General features: G+C 61.6%; 17 protein-coding genes. 8 read left to right on the forward strand and 9 right to left on the reverse strand.

The window, feature by feature from the left end; translation table 11 throughout:
- Window positions 1-25 precede the first annotated feature (25 nt).
- Window positions 26-604 carry a DJ-1/PfpI family protein gene (locus tag LU688_RS05045; RefSeq protein ID WP_094010183.1) on the forward strand — a complete coding sequence of 193 codons (579 nt, stop codon included), beginning with the start codon at window positions 26-28 and terminating at the stop codon, window positions 602-604.
- A gap of 165 nt (window positions 605-769) precedes the next feature.
- Entirely contained in the window at window positions 770-1,360 is a 591-nt protein-coding gene (locus LU688_RS05050; protein ID WP_094010182.1) for a GNAT family acetyltransferase, read from the forward strand.
- Window positions 1,361-1,395: 35 nt separating this feature from the next.
- Here LU688_RS05050 and LU688_RS05055 read toward each other — a convergent pair whose 3' ends face one another.
- From LU688_RS05055 to LU688_RS05070, 4 genes are all read right to left on the reverse strand, one after another.
- Window positions 1,396-3,786, reverse strand: a complete 2,391-nt coding sequence (locus LU688_RS05055; RefSeq protein WP_094010181.1) for an RHS repeat-associated core domain-containing protein — start codon at window positions 3,784-3,786, stop codon at window positions 1,396-1,398.
- Window positions 3,783-6,374, reverse strand: a complete 2,592-nt coding sequence (locus tag LU688_RS05060) for an RHS repeat domain-containing protein (protein WP_094010180.1) — start codon at window positions 6,372-6,374, stop codon at window positions 3,783-3,785. Before LU688_RS05060 ends, LU688_RS05055 begins: the two co-directional genes overlap by 4 nt.
- A gap of 65 nt (window positions 6,375-6,439) precedes the next feature.
- On the reverse strand, window positions 6,440-7,411 hold the full coding sequence (locus tag LU688_RS05065) for a hypothetical protein (protein ID WP_023629004.1): 972 nt from the start codon (window positions 7,409-7,411) through the stop codon (window positions 6,440-6,442).
- Window positions 7,412-7,568: 157 nt separating this feature from the next.
- Window positions 7,569-9,092, reverse strand: coding sequence for a fumarate hydratase (locus LU688_RS05070; RefSeq protein ID WP_023629003.1), 1,524 nt, complete (start codon window positions 9,090-9,092; stop codon window positions 7,569-7,571).
- Between the two features lie 292 nt (window positions 9,093-9,384).
- On the opposite strand from LU688_RS05070, the gene LU688_RS05075 reads away from it, so the two are divergent.
- Window positions 9,385-10,305, forward strand: a complete 921-nt coding sequence (locus LU688_RS05075; RefSeq protein ID WP_232888266.1) for an iron-sulfur-binding ferredoxin reductase — start codon at window positions 9,385-9,387, stop codon at window positions 10,303-10,305.
- Between the two features lie 93 nt (window positions 10,306-10,398).
- On the opposite strand, the gene pyk is transcribed toward LU688_RS05075, so the two are convergent.
- Complete coding sequence (gene pyk / locus LU688_RS05080) at window positions 10,399-11,853, reverse strand: pyruvate kinase (RefSeq protein WP_023631128.1); 1,455 nt, start codon at window positions 11,851-11,853, stop codon at window positions 10,399-10,401.
- Between the two features lie 181 nt (window positions 11,854-12,034).
- Here pyk and LU688_RS05085 point away from each other — a divergent pair, with 181 nt between their 5' ends.
- From LU688_RS05085 to sbcB, 3 genes are all read left to right on the forward strand, one after another.
- Window positions 12,035-12,421 carry a tetratricopeptide repeat protein gene (locus tag LU688_RS05085; RefSeq protein ID WP_023631127.1) on the forward strand — a complete coding sequence of 129 codons (387 nt, stop codon included), beginning with the start codon at window positions 12,035-12,037 and terminating at the stop codon, window positions 12,419-12,421.
- 123 nt (window positions 12,422-12,544) lie between these two features.
- The gene (locus tag LU688_RS05090; RefSeq protein ID WP_023631126.1) at window positions 12,545-12,904 is read left to right on the forward strand and encodes a PilZ domain-containing protein; all 360 of its coding nucleotides are present in this window, start codon (window positions 12,545-12,547) and stop codon (window positions 12,902-12,904) included.
- Between the two features lie 61 nt (window positions 12,905-12,965).
- Window positions 12,966-14,396, forward strand: coding sequence for an exodeoxyribonuclease I (gene sbcB, locus LU688_RS05095; RefSeq protein ID WP_094010178.1), 1,431 nt, complete (start codon window positions 12,966-12,968; stop codon window positions 14,394-14,396).
- 73 nt (window positions 14,397-14,469) lie between these two features.
- Here sbcB and mvaT read toward each other — a convergent pair whose 3' ends face one another.
- Window positions 14,470-14,847, reverse strand: coding sequence for a histone-like nucleoid-structuring protein MvaT (mvaT, locus tag LU688_RS05100; RefSeq protein ID WP_094010177.1), 378 nt, complete (start codon window positions 14,845-14,847; stop codon window positions 14,470-14,472).
- A 298-nt stretch (window positions 14,848-15,145) separates the two neighbouring features.
- Here mvaT and purU point away from each other — a divergent pair, with 298 nt between their 5' ends.
- Together purU and LU688_RS05110 are read left to right on the forward strand one after the other, a co-directional pair.
- Window positions 15,146-15,997, forward strand: a complete 852-nt coding sequence (gene purU, locus LU688_RS05105; RefSeq protein ID WP_094010176.1) for a formyltetrahydrofolate deformylase — start codon at window positions 15,146-15,148, stop codon at window positions 15,995-15,997.
- A gap of 14 nt (window positions 15,998-16,011) precedes the next feature.
- Complete coding sequence (locus LU688_RS05110) at window positions 16,012-16,245, forward strand: glycoside hydrolase family protein (protein WP_081941206.1); 234 nt, start codon at window positions 16,012-16,014, stop codon at window positions 16,243-16,245.
- On the opposite strand, the gene gpgF is transcribed toward LU688_RS05110, so the two are convergent.
- The 3 genes from gpgF to gpgS are packed head-to-tail and all read right to left on the reverse strand — an operon-like array spanning window position 16,151 to window position 19,018.
- Window positions 16,151-17,143, reverse strand: coding sequence for a glucosaminyl phosphatidylglycerol flippase (gene gpgF, locus LU688_RS05115; protein ID WP_094010175.1), 993 nt, complete (start codon window positions 17,141-17,143; stop codon window positions 16,151-16,153). The genes LU688_RS05110 and gpgF overlap by 95 nt on opposite strands.
- Window positions 17,140-17,904 carry an N-acetylglucosaminyl phosphatidylglycerol deacetylase gene (gene gpgD, locus LU688_RS05120; protein ID WP_038705517.1) on the reverse strand — a complete coding sequence of 255 codons (765 nt, stop codon included), beginning with the start codon at window positions 17,902-17,904 and terminating at the stop codon, window positions 17,140-17,142. Before gpgD ends, gpgF begins: the two co-directional genes overlap by 4 nt.
- On the reverse strand, window positions 17,897-19,018 hold the full coding sequence (gpgS, locus tag LU688_RS05125; protein ID WP_094010174.1) for an N-acetylglucosaminyl phosphatidylglycerol synthase: 1,122 nt from the start codon (window positions 19,016-19,018) through the stop codon (window positions 17,897-17,899). The genes gpgD and gpgS overlap by 8 nt, the downstream gene beginning before the upstream one ends.
- Window positions 19,019-19,131: the final 113 nt, after the last annotated feature.

Consider the following 19,131-nt stretch of genomic DNA (forward strand, 5'->3'; position numbering starts at 1 on the left):
CCAGACTACCGAAGGAGTGGATACGATGACGGCGAAGAAGATTCTCATGCTGGTGGGCGATTACGTCGAAGACTACGAGGCGATGGTGCCGTTCCAGGCCTTGCTCATGGTCGGCCACACCGTGCATGCGGTCTGCCCGGAGAAGGTTGCGGGGCAGACGGTGCGCACGGCGATTCACGATTTCGAAGGCGAGCAGACCTACAGCGAGAAACCCGGGCATAACTTCGCCCTGAACTACGACTTCGTCCAGGTGCGCGCCGAGAGCTACGACGCCTTGCTGATCCCGGGCGGGCGGGCGCCGGAATACCTGCGCCTGAACGACAAGGTGCTGGAACTGGTCAGGGCGTTCGATCATGCGGGCAAGCCTATCGCCGCGGTGTGTCATGGCGCGCAGTTGCTGGCTGCGGCCGGGGTACTGGAAGGGCGCGAGTGCAGTGCCTACCCGGCGTGCGCCCCCGAAGTGCGTCTGGCGGGTGGACAGTTCATCGATATCGCGATGGACCAGGTTCATGTGGACGGCAACCTGGTGACAGCGCCGGCCTGGCCTGCTCATCCGGCGTGGCTTGCGGCGTTTCTCAAGGTGCTTGGGACGCGCATTCAGTAAGGGCGTCAGCATCAATGCGGGCGCGTTCAGGGGGTGGCGGTAGCGGTCATGGAGAAATACCTGTCGTGCCGGGACAAGGGCAAGTTGCGACGCCGATGGTAGGGTTTCCCCTCACGCCGGCTTGCCCGAGCGCGTTATCCACCGCGACCAGACGACTGCTTCTCCATGGAAATACGCCTGCTGCATGGCGCGGCGATTGCGCCTTACATCGATGAGCTTGCACGCTTGCGCCTGACGGTGTGGCGCGAGTATCCCTACCTCTATGAGGGGTCGCTGGAGCATGAGGCGAATCACTTGGCTACCTACGCCGACTCTGGCCGTAGCCTGATGGTGCTGGCGTTGGACGGCGGCCAAGTGGTAGGGGCCTCCACAGGCCTGCCGCTGATAGATGAAGCGCCTCGCTTCCAGCAACCGTTCCTCGCCCAGGGGCGTGATCCGACGTCGGTCTACTACTTCGGTGGCTCGGTGTTGCTACCTGCTTATCGCAGTCAGGGCCTGGGCGTACGCTTTTTCATCGAGCGCGAATCCTACGCACATAAGTTGGCGGAGTTCGATTACTGCACGTTCTGCGTCGTCGAGCGCCCAGGCATACACCCGCTGCGGCCTGCCAGTTACAAACCATTGCACGGTTTCTGGCGTAACCGCGGCTTCCTGCAGGACCCTTCATTACGCACCCGTCATGCCTGGTGCGATCTGGACGAGCAGGAAAGCAGCAACAAGATCATGTCGTTCTGGCTCAAGGCGCTACCGATATGATATGCCTGGCGGGGTGTCTACCGGCATGAACCTCATTATGGGAAGTACATTCGTCCGGTTGCCGGTTCCAGGGTCCTGTCGAAATCGAACGGACCTTTGGCACCGAACAATCGACGGTATCTGGAGATCTTCTGCATGGGCACTGTGGACCAGAGATTGCCGACGTCCAGCCTGTCCATGCGGCTTACACCTGGGACGTAAGTGATCTTGTCGGTACCATAAACCGGGCGTTGCAGCACATCGGCGATTCGTTGCGCCGCGCCGCTTTTTCCGCCCCAGCAGGCGAGCAGGACGATGGGCTCGCCTGCTGGGGCGTTGGCCACCCGCGGGGCTATCTCGCGCAGCGCGATGCGTGCTGCGTCTTCGTATTGGCCGGCCGCGTTCATCAAGACACCGTCCTTGCCCCCATGTGTTTCAAAAGCTTTTATCCCTCTGCCCCACGCATCGTCGTACCAGACGACCTCTGCTCGGTTGGTTCTGGGGTTTCTGAACATGACGTCAATGGGAGGCTGAGGATTCTTGGGGGCGTGAACCGCAGGCTTTCTCAGTGCATTGCTGCGCTTGAGGGTGCTGACGCTTTTTCCAGCCATCCGTGTCAAGCCCCCCGTGGCAAGACTGGATAGCCCTGTGCCTAACGATATCCAGCCGAGCACGTTGGCGGCTTGCTCATTCTTGCCTTGCACTTGCATCGCCATGGCTGCCGCTCCCGTGCCCAGGGACACGATGTTGAGTGTCGCCGTCGCCACGGCCAGTGCACCGCTGGCACTGAGAATACCGCCAGCGGCCAGCGCGGCGCCGGCGGCGCCAAAGCTGGCGACCGTGGCCAGGGCTCCGACCGCCAGACCAATGCCGGCTATTACCCAGGTCTGCCAGCTGTGCCCATCTGGGTCGATGCGGTTGACCGGGTCGCCGCCACAATAGGTATAGGCATTGATACCGCCATGACCGAACGGGCTTTCGCTGTCGGGCGCGAGGAAACACATCAGCAATGGGTCGTAGGGCCGATAGCCTGCGGCGATGTACCAGCCGGTCAGGGGTTCACGGCGTTCCCCTGCATATCCGAATGGCTGTTGCTGGTCGTTGCCCTGTTCGCTGCCGTGAGGGCTGTATTGCAGCATGCGCACCTGGTCACCGGCGTTGAGGCGCACCGAGCCTTGGCCGTCGCAGCCTAGCAAAGTGGTCTGGCGTACACCTTCGGTGATCGCGCTCACGGCGAACAGCGTGCTGCCGTCGCCAATCACTTCAAGCGTGGTGTTCCCCCGGTGCTCATGGGTCAGTTGCCTGCCGCTGAAGAAACTGCGGTTGAGCGAGCCATTGATCGTTCGGTCGCGCAGCTGGCCATTCGGGGTGTAGCGGTACTCGCATGTCTTGCCCCCATGTTCGACACTTTGCAGTCGTTCGTGGGCGTCCCACGTCAGTTTGCGACCCAGGCTGTCTGCGATGACGCGCCCGTGGGCATCGTAGGTAAGCTCGATCCGCGCCGGCCAGCTGGAATGGCTATGATCGATCGCCACGACCCGGCAAGGGTCAGCGGCTGCGTAGTGGAACTGGGCGATATCTTCGCTGCCGTCGTTGAAACGACTGATGACCTGTCGATAGCCGTCGAGTTCATTGAAGACAAACCGTTGCTCGACGATGGCGTTGCCGAACGGGTCCCTCGGTGCAGCATTGGTGTTCGCGGTAAAGCGCACCATGCGGCCTCGCGAATCGTAGGCGAAGCGTTCGTCTGCCTCTTGCTGGCCGTACTTGCCAGTACGTCGGATGAGCTGATCGAGCGCGTTGTAGCCGAGGGTTTGGGTGAAGGTTCGAGTTGCACCGTTTTCGGTCAAGCTGAAGGTGTTGCTGGCTTCTCGCCCCATGGCATCGTAGCTCAGTTGCCTGACCAGCACGCGGGCATCCTGATCCTGCGTGGTGGCTTGAGCGACGCGCGACAGTGCATCATAGGAAATGCGCGTACTGACCTTGCCTGTGATGATTTGCGCGAGCCTGCCGAGGGCATCGTAATGGCGTTGTTGTTCGGTGCCGTTGGCGCCCACGAAACCCAGTGGCTTGCCACCTAGCGATGTGCGCCAATGGGTAATGTGCTCGGCGCCATCGATGACCCAGGACTCCTGCTGCGGCAAGCCGGCGGGGGAGAAGCTCCACTTCAGCGTCCCCAGGGCACCACTGGCCTCGGTGGGCTGACCCAGGCAAGGGTGATAGTGCAGTTGTTCGCTGTGGCCGCCCTCGGTACTGGACGAAAGCAGTACGTCATTCAGTTGTGGTTCGTAGGCGAAGTCCACGCGTCGACCATCGGCAAGCGTATTGGCGCAGGGAGGCAACTGGCCCGGGCGGTAGTGGTAGAGGGTGGTGCGCCCGGCCACCTCTACCGCACGCTGGCGGCCCAGGCCGTCGAAAGTCTGCCGGCCCAAGGTAATGGCATTCATGCTTGTTCCTCCTGCGCAGGGGCGGTGGTGGTAATCAATTCGGGATGCTGTCCATCGCTGTGGGGCGCGAAGTGCCAGGCGAGGGTTGTGCCATCTTCCAAGACCTTTTCGATGACCCGCGAATAGTGGTCATATCGGTAGCGGGTAACGGTAGTGGACATGTTCGGTACGCTGAGCCGCTCTTCGACCACCCTGTCCAGGCCATCGCGCACCCACTTCAAGGTGCGGGCAAGATTGTTGTTGCAATCGTAGTGCTGCTGTTCGATGGGGCTCCCCGCAAGGTTTTTCAGGGTCACGGTCCGAGGGCTGCAGAGTCCGCCCGCAGCTTGCCATTGTTCGCAGCGACGGGTGATTGGGTCATGGAGCGTGTGTGCATGTATGCCGTGGGCGTCAATGGTCAGGGCGGTCTGCCCCCAGTCGTCGAAGGCAATGATGGTAGTCAGGGACAGCGGGCCAGGAGAGTCCTTTGACAACCAGTCCTGGGTCGTCCGGCGTATCTGCCGGCCCAGGGCATCGAATTGGCAATGCATGATTTCAAGGAAGCGGCCGGGCTCGTTGTCCAGGTCTTCCAATTCGATACGCCGGGTACGTCCATCGCCGTCGAGCCACAGACGCTGGCGTTGGCCGGTAACCTCCACCAGCTCGATCATCATTGGCGGCAGGACGCTGGAGCCTTGCAGGTTCACCGCCAGTGCGTCGCCCAGGTGGTAACGCACCAGGCGCTGTGTCTGGTACGGGCTATCGGCTGAGTTGAGTGTTCGGACGATACGGCCAATCTGGTCATACTCGTAGCGGGTGAGCGCCCCGCTTTCGCTACGTTCCCAAGTGGTCTGGCCTGTGAGCAGTGACTGCGCGCTGTCGTGGGTCGAGCGGTTCACGTCGTCGTTCTCGAAGCCGATCACCGTGGTCCGCAAGAGCAGTTCGCCGTTTGCCTGCCCATAGTGGTATTCGGTAGCGGTTGACTTGTCGTTGAGGGTCGTGACGCTTCGCTGGATTCGCCCGTAACAGGTATGAGGTTGATGGAAATACGTGTGGCGGGTCTCCTCCAGCGTGCGGCTGTCCAACTCGTCAAGCAACTGTTCACGCTCGACCACGATATGCGCAGGGGCATCGACCACCCGTGAAGGAAGTGGCGCATAGGTGTACGTGCTGCTCAACACCGGAGCTGAGCCATCAGCTTTGGCTGGCCGAATAGTTTTCTTGCGCACAAAGCGCACCATCCCCAGGGGATCCGCTGGGCAACCTTCTCCCCCTTCGGCGGGATAGTAGCAATTGATTTCACAGATCCCGGTTGGGTAGTCGACCTGGGTGATGTTGCCGTAGTTATCGTACTGATAAAGCGTCGTTTCGGTGCGAATGGCCCCAGGGCGGCGATGGTCCGTGTAAGTGGTCGAGACCTGATGGGGGAGCTGGCAGGTACTGGATTGCTCCTCCCAGGTTTTGCCAGGATCGATACCATAGCGGGTATGCGTGCTGATCTCGCAATCGCCTCGTCTCGAGCTTTCCAGGAGGGGCAGATGAAAGCGGTTCCAGGTGCGGGTGATGGTATCCAGGGGCGTGCCCTGCGCATCGCTGACCGTTTCGACCACTTCGTACTGGTAGTCGCTTTCGACCTGGTAGAGGTTGTCCCGTCCGTGCTCCCAGGAAAACGCCTGGGCGCTGCCGAAGCCAAGGAAATTGGCCGTGCCGACCCATCGGTAGTGGTGCATCCGTTCGGTGTCGGGGGTGCCGGCGCTGTGGGTCCATGATTCGACCCGCGGCAGGTGGGAAAACGGTGCGTTGGCCTGCAACTGATGGCCGTCGGCCCCGGTCGCCCACTTGACGATGTCATGGGCACCCAGCGGGCTGTCCACGGTGGTGGGCAGCAGCAGGCGAGCGCCATTGTCCAGGAGCAGGTCGTCGTACTCGATTACGAAGGGACGCTGGATGCCGGGCACGTGGATTTCGCTGAGTCGGTCATTGCTCAGCGCCAGGCGCAACTTGAGCGCTTGTGAGGTATCCGGGTTGACGATGAGATGGACTTCATCCTCCAGCTGATCCACATTCAGCAGCGCGCGCTGTTCATCACGGATCCGCTGGAGAATGAAATGGTCGTCATTGCCGTAGGGGGCCCAGTCGATGAACAGGCGATGGCCCTCCGGGGAGTGCATTTCCTCAACCAGATAGCACCCACTGTCTTCCTGCTCACGCAGGATTTCGCACTCTCCGGACTTCTTGTCTACCCGGAAATCGCCGTTGTGTTGTGGAGTGACCCGCAGCGTCGGGAGTTTTTGATCGGTGAAGGTCAACGGCGTGTCGGGTGCGAATGTGGAAGCATCTTGATCAATGGCGTACTGCTCGCCGGAGGCGAGCCTCAGGGTGTTCCGGTCGAGCTCGGACAGCCCAATGGTCCAACCTAGTCCGTAGCCTTTGTTGATACTTGAACCCAGCACGCTGAAGGCCAGGGTGACCGAGAGCGCCGGTCCACTCAGCTGGTTGGCGGGAGGGAGCGGCAGGGAGACCGCGAGGGTGAACTGGCCGGTACGGTTGTCCACGCCGGTTTTCATGAAGCCCAGAAAATTACTGGCTTGGGTATGTATCGAAGACATCAGGTGTTTCCTGGCGCAGGGGAGAGATCGGTACCCTTTCGATGGACACCGATTTTCTGGGAAGGTCAGGCGTTGTTCGCGTTTACCGTGAAGGACACATGTTTGCCTGCTTCTGCGACAGAGAACTCGACTTCATAGGCGTTGCCATGCTGGTCGATCACGTTCCAGATACTGCGCCTCGACTCGGAACTGCTGTAGTGGCGGTTATAGAAGCGCCTGGCGTACAGATGAATCAGCATGTGGCCAGGACGCTGGTGATAGGCTCGGTCTGAGTCTGGAGATTTCACCGTGAATGGCTGGCCTACCTCATAGACTGTTACCTTGCGGTGCTGGCTGTAGTCATTGGTGAGCTGGAACGAGATCAATGCGTGAGCCCAAGCGTTCATTTCATAGATGGCGTGAGAGGCCGGAGTGGCCAGTGCCCGGCTTTCGACCATCACGGTTCTCGGATCGGTAAATCCGAAGTAACCGGCGGTTTCTTCGAACTCATCATCCCAGTAATTCAGGTTCAAGCTCGGGAGCTTGTACTTGAGGGGGGACTCGACGCTCAGTTGGAAGAGGTCTTTGTGGGCCGGCACAGGCGCAATTGACTCAATAACGACCGACGACTTGAAGGGTTCGGCATTGGTGACGAAGAGATGATCTTCATCCATCCAGATCGCCGCGTGGATTTGGCTGAGCGTGCCTCCAGGACGCTTCGACGACACATAGAAACGTCGGTGAATGGCGTTGGAGGATGACGCCATCAGCGCGCTGGGTGCGCTGCCGCTGGCGTTATGGTAGACGAATCGCTCGTCGCGCTGCGTATGCGCGTACAGGTCCGGATGATCCAGTACTCGAGGATTGCCTTCGTCATCGATCTGGACCAGGGTTAGCGAGTTGAGACTTTCTCGAGAGATGGTCTGGCCGTTCCGAGGTTCAAGTGTGACTGTGATCTCCACCTGTTGGCGGCCATTGGCATAAACGCGACGGGAGTTGGAGGTGATATCCAGTTGGAAACGGCGTAGCCATTGATTGGCTTTTACGGTGTTGCTCATGAGGTCTGCCTCTGCAGGAGATGAGGCCTCATTTGAGTCGGAAATTACGCTTTGAGAGCAGTACATATTGCTGGCTGTAGGAGCCAGCATCAATTTCTTGCGAGCAAAAAAAACCGCTCCTCAAGGGAGCGGCTTGTTTCCTACTGCGGTGTAGACGTTACTTCACTTCCACCGCCAGGCTTTCGGCGATCTTGCTCTGCCACAGCGCAGGGCCGGTGATGTGCACCGATTCACCCTTGCTGTCCACCGCGACGGTGACCGGCATGTCCTTCACTTCGAACTCGTAGATCGCTTCCATACCCAGCTCGGCGAAGGCCAGGACCTTCGACTTGCGGATGGCCTGGGCCACCAGGTAGGCGGCGCCGCCGACGGCCATCAGGTACACGGCCTTGTTGTCCTTGATCGCCTCGATGGCGGTCGGGCCACGTTCGGACTTGCCGATCATGCCCAGCAGGCCGGTCTGTTCGAGGATCTGGCGGGTGAACTTGTCCATCCGCGTGGCGGTGGTCGGGCCTGCCGGGCCGACTACTTCGTCACCGACCGGGTCGACCGGGCCGACGTAGTAGATGAAGCGGCCTTTGAGGTCCACAGGCAGCTCTTCGCCACGGTTGAGCATCTCGACCATGCGCTTGTGCGCGGCGTCGCGGCCGGTGAGCATCTTGCCGTTGAGCAGGATGGTCTCGCCGGGCTGCCAGCTGGCAACCTCTTCCGGAGTGATCTCGTCGAGGTTCACGCGGCGAGCACTTGGGCCGGCTTCCCAGACGATTTCCGGGTAAGCGTCCAGCGACGGCGCTTCCAGCTCGGCAGGGCCGGAGCCGTCGAGCACGAAGTGGGCGTGACGGGTCGCGGCGCAGTTGGGGATCATGCACACCGGCAAGGAGGCGGCGTGGGTTGGGTAGTCCATGATCTTGACGTCGAGCACGGTGGTCAGGCCGCCGAGACCTTGGGCGCCGATACCCAACTGGTTGACCTTGTCGAACAGCTCCAGACGGATCTCTTCGATGCGATTTTGCGGGCCACGGGCTTTCAGCTCATGGATGTCGATGGATTCCATCAACACTTCCTTGGCCATCACCGCGGCCTTCTCGGCGGTGCCGCCGATGCCGATGCCGAGCATGCCGGGCGGGCACCAGCCAGCGCCCATGGTCGGCACGGTCTTGAGCACCCAGTCGACGATCGAGTCGGAAGGGTTGAGCATGGCCATCTTCGACTTGTTCTCCGAGCCGCCGCCCTTGGCTGCGACATCGACCTCGACCTTGTCGCCCGGGACGATGGAGTAGTGGATCACTGCCGGCGTGTTGTCCTTGGTGTTCTTGCGGGCACCGGCCGGGTCGGCCAGGATCGAGGCGCGCAGGACGTTCTCGGGCAGGTTATAGGCGCGGCGCACACCTTCGTTGATCATGTCGTCGACGCTCAGGGTGGCGCCGTCCCAGCGCACGTCCATGCCGACGCGCACGAATACGGTGACGATGCCGGTGTCCTGGCAGATTGGGCGGTGGCCGGTGGCGCACATGCGCGAGTTGATCAGGATCTGGGCGATCGAGTCACGCGCGGCAGGCGACTCTTCACGCAGGTAGGCCTCGTGCATCGCCTGGATGAAGTCGACGGGGTGGTAGTACGAAATGAATTGCAGGGCGTCGGCGACGCTCTGAATCAGGTCGTCTTGCTTGATCACGGTCATGCAGCGCGCTCCTCTTAAAGACGGGAACATTCGAAAAGGCATTCCGACAGTGCACACCTGTATGTCAGGAACGCCTGGCAAGGCGCCGGCTGGTCGGGCCGGCACAAAAAAGGCGCGGCAGTATACCGTGCCCCGCCTGCGGAAACACCTGCACGTGGTCTGGACCAAGGTCGGCAGGGAAGGGGCATCCTTTTTGCTGATGACATGCGATGCTGTTGTATCGGGAGCGTTTCGCCGGCAATGGGGCGCAAAGCGCCCCTGGAAAACCTTGAATCGAATGAGAAACCTGACCATGCCCGAACTTTGCGTGGGCGAGCGCCAATGGGCAGTGCCAAGCGGCAGCAATCTACTGGATGCCCTCAACGAGGCAGGCCTGGATGTGCCCTACAGCTGCCGCGCCGGCAGCTGCCACGCCTGCCTGGTACGTTGCCTCGATGGCCAGCCCGAGGATGCCAGGCCCGAGGCCCTGAGTGCGGCCCAGCGCGACGAGGGCTGGCGCCTGGCCTGCCAGTGCTCGGTGGCCAGCGACTTGCGGGTGGCGCTGTTCGATCCGCTGCAGGATGGCCTGCCAGCCACGGTGGTTGCACTGGATTGGTTCGGCGACGTGCTGCGCCTGCGTCTGCGCCCAGGCCGGACGCTACGCTACCAGGCTGGCCAGCATCTGGTGCTGTGGTGCGGCGATGTGGCCCGCCCCTACTCGCTGGCGAGCCTGCCGGCAGAGAATGAGGCGCTGGAGTTTCACCTGGATTGCAGCCGCCCCGGCGCGTTTTGCGACAGGGCCCGGCAGTTGCACGTAGGCGATGCGCTGAGGCTGGGTGAGCTGCGCGGCGGTGCACTGCACTACGACCCTGACTGGCAGGCGCGGCCTTTGTGGCTGCTGGCGGCGGGCACCGGGCTGGCGCCCTTGTGGGGTATCCTGCGCGAGGCCCTGCGTCAGGGGCATCAGGGCGAAATTCGGCTGCTGCATGTGGCGCGCACGCCAGCCGGGCACTACTTGGCGGAGGCATTGCAGGCGGTGGACGGGGTGAAGGTGGAGTTGGTGCTGGTCGAGCAGTTGGATGAGGCGCTGGCCGGTTTGCGCCTGCCGTCGCGCCAGACCATGGCATTGCTGTGCGGGGCGCCGACAAGTGTCGAACGGTTCGCCCGGCGCCTGTTCATTGCCGGGATACCGCGGAATCAGGTGTTGGCGGATGTGTTCACCGAGCATGCCTAGGCATTGAAAAATCGCGGGGCAAGCCTACTCCCACGCAGGTGATACCTGATGCGTGGGAGCGGGCTTGCCCCGCGATAGCGTTTTAACGCCAGATCAGCCGACCAGCGGATCACCGACATGCAGGATCTTCATGCCGTTGGTGCCACCGATGGTGTGGTAGCTGTCACCCTTGGTCAGGATGACCCAGTCGCCTTGCTCCACCAGGCCGCGCTTGAGCAGCTCGTCGACGGCCGCCTGGCTGACCTTGTCGGCCGGCAGCGACGCCGGGTCGAAGGCGATCGGGTAGACGCCGCGGAACATGTTGGCACGGGCCTGGGTGGCGCGGTGCGGCGACAGGGCGAAGATCGGCACGTGCGAACGCAGGCGCGACATGATCAGCGGGGTATAGCCACTTTCGGTGAGGGCGATGATCGCCTTGACGCCGGGGAAGTGGTTGGCGGTATACATGGCCGCCAGGGCGATGCTCTCGTCGCAGCGTTCGAAGGTGGTGTGCAGGCGGTGGCTGGACTTCTGGCTGGTCGGGTGCTTCTCGGCGCCCGAGCAGATACGGGCCATGGCCTGGACTGCCTCGATCGGGTAGCTGCCGGCCGCGCTCTCGGCCGAAAGCATCACCGCGTCGGTGTTGTCGAGCACGGCGTTGGCCACGTCGGACACTTCGGCGCGGGTCGGCATCGGGTTCTGGATCATCGACTCCATCATCTGGGTCGCCACGATCACCGCCTTGTTATTGCGGCGGGCGTGCTGGATGATCTTCTTCTGGATCGCGATCAGCTCGGCATCGCCGATTTCCACGCCCAGGTCGCCTCGGGCCACCATGACCGCGTCGGAGGCGAGAATCAGTTGGTCAAGGGTCTCGTCGTCGGCCACTGCTTCGGCGCGTTCGATCTTGGCCACCAGCCAGGCGCTGCCGCCGGCTTCGTCACGCAGCTTGCGGGCGTATTCCATGTCGCTGGCGTCGCGCGGGAACGACACGGCCAGGTAGTCCAGGTCCATTTCCGCGGCCAGCTTGATGTCGGCCTTGTCCTTCTCGGTCAGGGCCGGTGCGGTCAGGCCGCCACCTTTGCGGTTGATGCCTTTGTGGTCCGACAGCGGGCCGCCGATGATCACCACGCAGTGCAGGGCATCTGCGGTGGCCGTTTCGACGCGCATGACCACGCGGCCGTCGTCGAGCAGCAGCTCGTCACCGACGCCGCAGTCCTTGACCAGGTCGGGGTAGTCGATGCCGACGATATCCTGGTTGCCTTCGGTCAGCGGGTGAGCGGTGGAGAAGGTGAACTTGTCACCGACTTTCAGTTCGATGCGCTTGTTGGCGAATTTGGCGATGCGGATCTTCGGACCCTGCAGGTCGCCCAGCAGCGCGACATGGCGGCCGTTCTTGGCGGCGATGTCACGGATCAGGCGGGCGCGGGCCTTGTGCTCGTCCGGGGTGCCGTGGGAGAAGTTCAGGCGTGCCACGTCCAGGCCGGCGAGGATCAGCTGTTCGATCACTTCCGGCGAATTGCTGGCGGGGCCAAGGGTGGCGACGATTTTGGTACGGCGGATGGTCATGCACAGACTCCTATAGTGAAGCGCAGCGAAAGGCTACTCCTCAATTGCGTTGTAGTCATTGTTCCGTTGCACTACCTGCACGGTTGCGAGTATGGCGTTTGACCGGTCGCGATATGCTTGCAAAAGCCGGTGAAGATTTGTCGTGAAAGGCCGATACAGTGCCCATCAAAGGAGAATTTCCATGCGCACCCTGATCGTTTTGACCATGGCGGCCAGTGTCGTCGGCTGCACTCGCTGGTCCATGGACCACCACCTCAACAATGCCTATCGCGCCTATGACCGTGGCGATTGCGCGAAGGTCATGCTCGAGCTGTCGCAGGTCGACCGTACCAGCCGTGCCCGGCCGTTCATTCACCCGGAAGTGTCGCTGCTGCGTGGCCAGTGCCTTGAGCGCCAGAAGCTCTACGTCGACGCGGCGCAGACCTACCAGTACCTGATCCAGCAGTACCCGCGCAATGAATACGCCTACCGCGCCCAGGCACGCCTGCAGACACTGGAGAAGCTCGGCCACCTGCGCGGCAGCGAAGCGGCGGTGGCCAGTCCGGTGAACACTACACCTTGGCGTTAATCCCAAGGTGTCGATGATTTCATGTAGTCCGTCCGTCGGACTGGGCTAATCTGTTGGAGAGTTGTAACGATCATCGCCAGTACCTTGTCTTCCTGGCTCCAGGTACAGGACTTCACTGCGATCATGTTTATCGAGCGACACATACAACGTCACCAGCTGCCTTGCGTGCTCAAGGTCTTCAACCGCTGCACCGACCAGCAAATCGGCTATCTGGGCAATGCCTCGGAAGACGGCCTGATGTTGATCAGCCAGTTGCCGGTGCTGGTGGGGCCGGACTTCGAGCTGCAATTGCGGGTTCCCCTGGCCGGCGGTGGCCTGCAGTTCATCAACCTCACTGCCAGTTGCCTGTGGTGTCGTGAAGACGAAACGCCCGGACATTTTGATGCCGGCTTCATGCTGCTGCAGGCCCCTCAGGAATATGATGAGTTCGTCCGCTCCCTGCGCGACTTCTTCAGCTTCCGGCCGATGAACGCCTCCGCGTGAGGCTGGCCCAGCCCTCACGCGTGCCGTTAGACTCTGGTCGACCTTGTTACAGGACGACCCCGTGAGCTCCAGCATCTTCTGGCACGACTACGAAACCACCGGCATCAATCCACGCTGCGACCGCCCACTGCAGGTGGCCGGCGTTCGCACCGACCTCGACCTCAACGAGATCGAGGCGCCTATCAGCGTCTATTGCCGCCCCTCCGACGATATCCTGCCGCACCCAGCGGCCTGCCTGGTGACCGGCATCACGCCGCAGCAGTTGGCCAGCCAGGGGCTGTGCGAGGCCGAATTCATGACGCTGATCCATGAGCAGCTGGCCCGGCCCGGCACTTGTGGCGCCGGCTACAATACGTTGCGCTTCGATGATGAGGTCACCCGCTATAGCCTCTACCGCAACTTCTTCGACCCCTATGCCCGTGAATGGCAGGGTGGCAACAGCCGCTGGGACTTGATCGATGTGGTGCGTACGGCCTATGCGCTGCGCCCGGAGGGCATCGTCTGGCCACAGCAGGATGGGCGCACCAGCTTGCGCCTGGAGCTGTTGAGCAAGGTCAATGGCATCGATCATGGCCATGCCCACGAAGCGCTTTCCGACGTGCGGGCGACCATTGCCCTGGCCCGGTTGATTCGTGACCGACAGCCCAGATTGTATGACTGGTTGTTCCAGTTGCGCAGCAAGCATAAGGTCATGGAGCAGATCCGCCTATTGCAGCCCCTGGTACATGTATCCGGACGTTTCTCGGCGCAGCGCAATTATATCGGTGTGGTGCTGCCATTGGCCTGGCACCCGCGTAATCGCAACGCGCTGATAGTCTGCGACTTGCAACAGGATAATTCGCCTCTGCTCCAGGAGAGTGCGCAAGCATTGCGTCAGCGTTTGTACACGCGGCATGAAGACATGGCCCAGGGCGAACTACCGGTACCGCTGAAGTTGGTACATATCAATCGCTGCCCGGTGCTGGCGCCGCTATCGGTACTGCGCCCAGCCGATCAACAACGGTTGGGGCTTGAATTGTCGGTGTTGCAGGCACGGGCGGAGCAGTTGGCCAATCAGCAGATGACCTGGCGAGACAAGCTGGACATCATCTATCAGGAAGAGGGCTTTGCTTCCAGCGAAGATCCGGAGCAACAGTTGTATGACGGTTTCCTCGGTGAACGGGACAAACGGCTGAGCGAACAAGTGCGGTGTACCGATCCGGCGCAATTGGCCAAGGGGCAGTGGATGTTCGATGATCCGCGCATGCCGGAATTGTTGTTCCGCTATCGGGCGCGAAACTTTTCCGAAACCCTTGATGAACAAGAGCGTGCACGGTGGCATGAGTTCTGTCAGCAACGTCTTACAAACCCTGCCTTTGGTGCGCCGAACACCCTGGCCAATTTCGAGCAGGCATGCCAAGCCAGCCTGGCAGACGCCAGCGAGGCGGGGCGCCAGGTACTGGAAGCCTGGCAGGGTCATATCCGACAACTGAAAGTGCAATATCTGCTTTGAAATGTGCAGATAAACAAAAACGCCGGCGAATGCCGGCGTTTTCATGTTCAAGCCAGTACGCGGGTCAAGCTTATCAGTCCAGCAGTGTGGCCCAGCTTTCGACGACGTCGCCGCCCCACTTGGCTTTCCACTCTTTCAGGGTCTTGTGGTTGCCACCCTTGGTTTCAATTACCTCGCCGTTGTGCGGGTTCTTGTATTGCTTGACCTTGCGCGCACGTTTGGTGCTGGTGGTCTTAACTGCGCCACGTGGCGTCTTGCTCAGTTTGCTTTCCGGATCGAGCAGCGCGATCACGTCACGTAGCGATTTGCCATTTTCGGCCATCAGTTCGCGCAGCTTCTTCTCGAACTCCAGCTCTTTTTGCAGTTTGCCGTCCTGCGACAGATTGGCCAGACGGGCCTGGAGTTCCTTGATAGCTTCTTCGGTGGCGCGGTACTCGTTGATCAGGGACATGATGTGTTCCTTAATGCATGTTCGGAGAGAGACAGTAGGGCAATAATAGACAGACGAAACTCTCAAGTAAACAATTTAAAATTCAAGACTCAATTAATAGTAGGGCACGACTTCCCTGACGTTAGGTTAAGAAAAATTTACAATTTTCTTGAGCCAATGCCGATTTGCCCTTGGGAAATAGCAATTGGACCTGCGCGATCAAGCCTCCCGGCCAAGCCGCTCAGGTAAAGATGCTTACTGCGTTTTTCTCGCCAGGTCGCTAGAATATGCGCCTTTGCGAAGTTCTGGAGTCTCCCTCATGCGCACCTATCGACTGGTGATTGCCTGCCCCGACCGTGTCGGCATCGTGGCAAAAGTCAGTAATTTCCTGGCCCTTTACAATGGCTGGATCAATGAAGCCAGCCACCATTCCGATGAACAGAGCGGTTGGTTCTTCATGCGTCATGAGATCCGTGCCGAATCTCTCCCTTTCGGTATAGAGGCCTTCCGCGAGGCATTTGCCCCGATCGCCGAAGAATTTTCGATGACCTGGCGGATCACCGATTCGGCACAGAAGAAACGTGTGGTGCTCATGGCCAGCCGTGAGTCACATTGCCTGGCAGACCTGCTGCACCGTTGGCATACCGACGAGCTTGACTGCGAGATCCCCTGCGTTATCTCCAACCATGATGACCTGCGAAGCATGGTCGAATGGCATGGCATTCCGTTCCACCATGTACCGGTCGACCCGAAGGACAAGCAGCCGGCATTCGCCGAGGTATCGCGCCTGGTCGAGGAATACGGCGCCGATGCCGTGGTGCTGGCGCGCTACATGCAGATCCTGCCGCCGCAGCTGTGCCAGGCATATGCGGAAAAAGTCATCAACATCCACCATAGCTTCCTGCCGTCGTTCGTGGGCGCCAAGCCTTATCACCAGGCGGCGTTGCGTGGCGTGAAACTGATCGGCGCGACCTGCCACTACGTGACCGAGGAGCTGGACGCAGGCCCCATCATTGAGCAGGATGTGGTGCGTGTCAGCCATGCCGACAGCATCGAGGACATGGTCCGCTTCGGGCGTGACGTGGAGAAAATGGTCCTGGCCCGTGGCCTGCGTTATCACCTGGAAGACCGCGTGCTGGTGCACGGCAACAAGACTGTTGTGTTCAACTGACACGGGGCCGGCAAATGGCGGATCCACGTGACAAGGCCGGCGCTTCGGCGCCACCAACCTTGGGCGAGGGCTGCCTTGCCCGTTTCGATCCCGAAGCGTTGAGCGATGATGACGGCACCGAGTTCGCGGGTGCCGCCGAACTCTGGAGGCGGCTCAATCCGCCTGTCGGCGCCGACGATCCAGCAGTGGACGCGCCAGCAGATAAAGGAATACCGGCCCCCCGGCCAGCAGGTAAAAGTAGTAGGTAACCGCGCGCCAAATGAGGATCGCCGCGGCTGCCGTCGAGCTTCCTACCAGCGGTGACAGCAAGGCCGCCGAGGTCAGCTCCGCCGCGCCCGCGCCGCCCGGCAGCAGGCTGAACTGCCCTGCACTGAGCGACAGCATCTGCACCAGGAAGCTCGGAATCCACGCCAGGTCGACGCCCAACCCCCGCAGCACCAGATAGAGCACGCTGTAGCGCAGGCACCAGTGCGCGCAAGTGAGGAAGAACACCGCCGCCAGCCTGCGCCGTGGCATGCGCAAGGTATCCGCCAGGGCATGGGCAAAGCGCAGTACCTTGCGCGCCCAGCGCAGCCTGCGTTGCGATGTCACGCCCAAGCGGCGCAGCAGCCGGCCATTGCCACGCATCACCGCGTGCCGATAGCGCACCAGCAGGACGATCACGGTCAAGGCGATACACAGCAGCAAGGCGCTGCCCATCAACATGTGTGCCTGGCTCTGGCCAAGACGATGGAACAGGGCATAGGCGGCGATCGCCAGCATGGCGCAGAAGAAGAACAAGAGGTCGTTCAACTGGTCCATGGCGAACACCGCGCCGCTCCGTGATGGAGCAATACGCTCGCGTGCCAGCAACGTCATCAGGGTAAGCGGGCCGCCGGTGCCCCCGGGGGTGGTGCAGATGGCGAACTCGGTGGCGATGATCACCCCAAGGCTACGCATCCGGCCCACCTGGGCGCCTTGCTCGCCGAGCAGCAGGCGCAGGCGGATGGCATTGATCGCCCAGCACAGCAGGATCATGCCGAGCAGCAACATCATCAGCCCGGGTGCGAAAGACTGGAGCCGGGGGAGCAGCTCGCTGCCACCAAGCAAGGCGGGCACCAGCACCGCCAGCAGCAATGCCAGGCCGAGCCAGCCCAGGCGGGTCATGGGGTGGCCTGGCGCTCCAGCCAGGCCGACTTGGTCAGTGGCTCACGGCCTTGCTCCAGCAGTTGCCGCAGGGTCTGGAGCCAGTAGTTGCGCGCGCTGGGGTGTCGCATGTCGACCGGATGCAGGCCTAGTCGCAGGGTGTCGGCCTCACGCCAGCGTCGGCGTTGCCAGTCGCTGACCACCCTCGACAGCCCGCGGCGCCAGGCGCTGCGGGCGCTCCATACCAATCCGGGGGCAGCGAAGGCGGTGAAATCGGGTAGCCGGTACAGGTGCCTTGGCGTGCTGGTGTAGCGTAGCGGCAGTTGGCGCAGCGCCGCGCGCGTGCCTTCGCTCATCAGCCAGGCAGGGGCGACGAAGCCTGCCACTGGCCAGCCCTGTTGCCCGAACAGCGTCAGCCCGGCTTGCAGGCGCTGTAGTGCGCTGGCCTGGTCCAGGCTGTGAAACTCGCCTTCGTGGGTGTAGATTCGGCGCTCGACGTATTCGCGCGGCCCGCGTGGCGGAGGACCGTCGTCGGCATGATAGTAGCCGTGCAGGGCCAGTTCGTCACCACGAGCCAAGCGCCGTTCGAGCAGGCGGCAAAACTCGGGCGAACGCGTGAGTGGGTTGCGATGGTGGAAGTCCGGAACTACCAGCCAGGTCATGGGCACGCCACCCATGTCGTCGATCGCCTGGACGAAGGGTTGGTAATCCGGCCAGGTTTCCGGCGCCACATCGTGTAGCACCAGCATCAGGCTGCGGTTGGCCAATAGGGTCTCAGCCATGGGCGCGTACCGGCAGCGAATGGCCGAGCACTGCCTGATAGTGCTGAAGCAGGCCATTGACAACGTTGTCCCAGCTGTAATGACGCTCCACGTGTTGACGCGCCTGGCTGCCAAGCGCGCGCACGCCGCTGTCGAAGATCTCGCGTACGGCATTGGCCATGGCCCTGCCATCGTTGGGCAGGCACAGGCGGCCGCACTGCTCGCCGACGATCTCGCCGAAGGCGCCGGCGCGCACAGCCACTACCGGTGTCCCACAGGCCATGGCCTCGAGAATCACCAGGCCGAAGGTTTCCTGATCGCCGGCATGTACCAGCAGGTCGGCGCTGGCCAGAAGCCGGGCGACCTCGTCGGGTGGGCAGAAGTGGTCGATCACGCTGACATTGCCTGGCACCCCGGCCGGCATGTTCGAACCGACCAGAAGCAGGTGGTAAGGCTGTCCGAGCAGCTGCATGCAGTCCAGAAGCACCGGCAGGTTCTTTTCCCGCGAACCGCGGCCGGCGAAGACCAGCAGGCGACTATTATCAGCGATGCCCAGTTCGCGGCGCAGGCCTGGGTCGTGCTTGTCGGGGTGAAATTGCACTAAATCTACCCCTAGCCGCTGCACATGGACATTCTCGACACCCAGCCTGCGCAGCTTGTCGGCCATCACTTGGCTGGGCGCCAGTACCCGGTCGAAATGTCCATAGAGTTTGCTGACGTAGGCCTCGACATTGGGGGTGAACCAACTGCCCATGCGATTGCTCACCAGTAGTGGCAGGTCGGAGTGATAGAAGCCGATCACCGGCACATCAAGTTGGCGCCGTGCCTCCAGGGCCGCCCAGGCGGTGAGGTAGGGATCGCCAACTTCGATCAGGTCGGGTTGCAGACGACGCAGTTCCTTGCACCAGGGGGCCAGACGCACCGGGAAACGGTAGCCGTTGCCGAATGGCAGGGGCGGCGCTGGAACATGGTAGATGCCGTTGACCTGGCTGGCGCTGGCGCCAGGAATCAACAGGCTGTGGCGAACGCCAGGCATGGCGTCTAGACGGCGATGTTTGGCATCAAGATAGGTTCGTACGCCGCCGCTGGCTGGGGCATAGAACATGGTGATGTCGGCGATGTGCACGATCAGCATCCCTCCGGGATCGTCCTCGGTGTGTCATCAGGCGGTAAAGGGCCGGCGATGACGCGCCTTAGGGTTGACCTTCTTGGAGGATAGTTTGTTCGATCAGGGTTTGGCTGGGCCCG

Source organism: Pseudomonas soli (assembly GCF_021283165.2).
In the GTDB taxonomy this organism is placed as follows: domain Bacteria; phylum Pseudomonadota; class Gammaproteobacteria; order Pseudomonadales; family Pseudomonadaceae; genus Aquipseudomonas; species Aquipseudomonas soli.

Coding starts and splice junctions, on each gene's coding strand:
- LU688_RS05045 (WP_094010183.1), top strand. CDS start 26: ATGACGGCGAAGAAGATTCTCATGCTGGTGGGCGATTACGTCGAAGAC.
- LU688_RS05050 (WP_094010182.1), top strand. CDS start 770: ATGGAAATACGCCTGCTGCATGGCGCGGCGATTGCGCCTTACATCGAT.
- LU688_RS05055 (WP_094010181.1), bottom strand. CDS start 3,786: ATGAATGCCATTACCTTGGGCCGGCAGACTTTCGACGGCCTGGGCCGC.
- LU688_RS05060 (WP_094010180.1), bottom strand. CDS start 6,374: ATGTCTTCGATACATACCCAAGCCAGTAATTTTCTGGGCTTCATGAAA.
- LU688_RS05065 (WP_023629004.1), bottom strand. CDS start 7,411: ATGAGCAACACCGTAAAAGCCAATCAATGGCTACGCCGTTTCCAACTG.
- LU688_RS05070 (WP_023629003.1), bottom strand. CDS start 9,092: ATGACCGTGATCAAGCAAGACGACCTGATTCAGAGCGTCGCCGACGCC.
- LU688_RS05075 (WP_232888266.1), top strand. CDS start 9,385: ATGCCCGAACTTTGCGTGGGCGAGCGCCAATGGGCAGTGCCAAGCGGC.
- pyk (WP_023631128.1), bottom strand. CDS start 11,853: ATGACCATCCGCCGTACCAAAATCGTCGCCACCCTTGGCCCCGCCAGC.
- LU688_RS05085 (WP_023631127.1), top strand. CDS start 12,035: ATGCGCACCCTGATCGTTTTGACCATGGCGGCCAGTGTCGTCGGCTGC.
- LU688_RS05090 (WP_023631126.1), top strand. CDS start 12,545: ATGTTTATCGAGCGACACATACAACGTCACCAGCTGCCTTGCGTGCTC.
- mvaT (WP_094010177.1), bottom strand. CDS start 14,847: ATGTCCCTGATCAACGAGTACCGCGCCACCGAAGAAGCTATCAAGGAA.
- purU (WP_094010176.1), top strand. CDS start 15,146: ATGCGCACCTATCGACTGGTGATTGCCTGCCCCGACCGTGTCGGCATC.
- LU688_RS05110 (WP_081941206.1), top strand. CDS start 16,012: ATGGCGGATCCACGTGACAAGGCCGGCGCTTCGGCGCCACCAACCTTG.
- gpgF (WP_094010175.1), bottom strand. CDS start 17,143: ATGACCCGCCTGGGCTGGCTCGGCCTGGCATTGCTGCTGGCGGTGCTG.
- gpgD (WP_038705517.1), bottom strand. CDS start 17,904: ATGGCTGAGACCCTATTGGCCAACCGCAGCCTGATGCTGGTGCTACAC.
- gpgS (WP_094010174.1), bottom strand. CDS start 19,018: ATGCTGATCGTGCACATCGCCGACATCACCATGTTCTATGCCCCAGCC.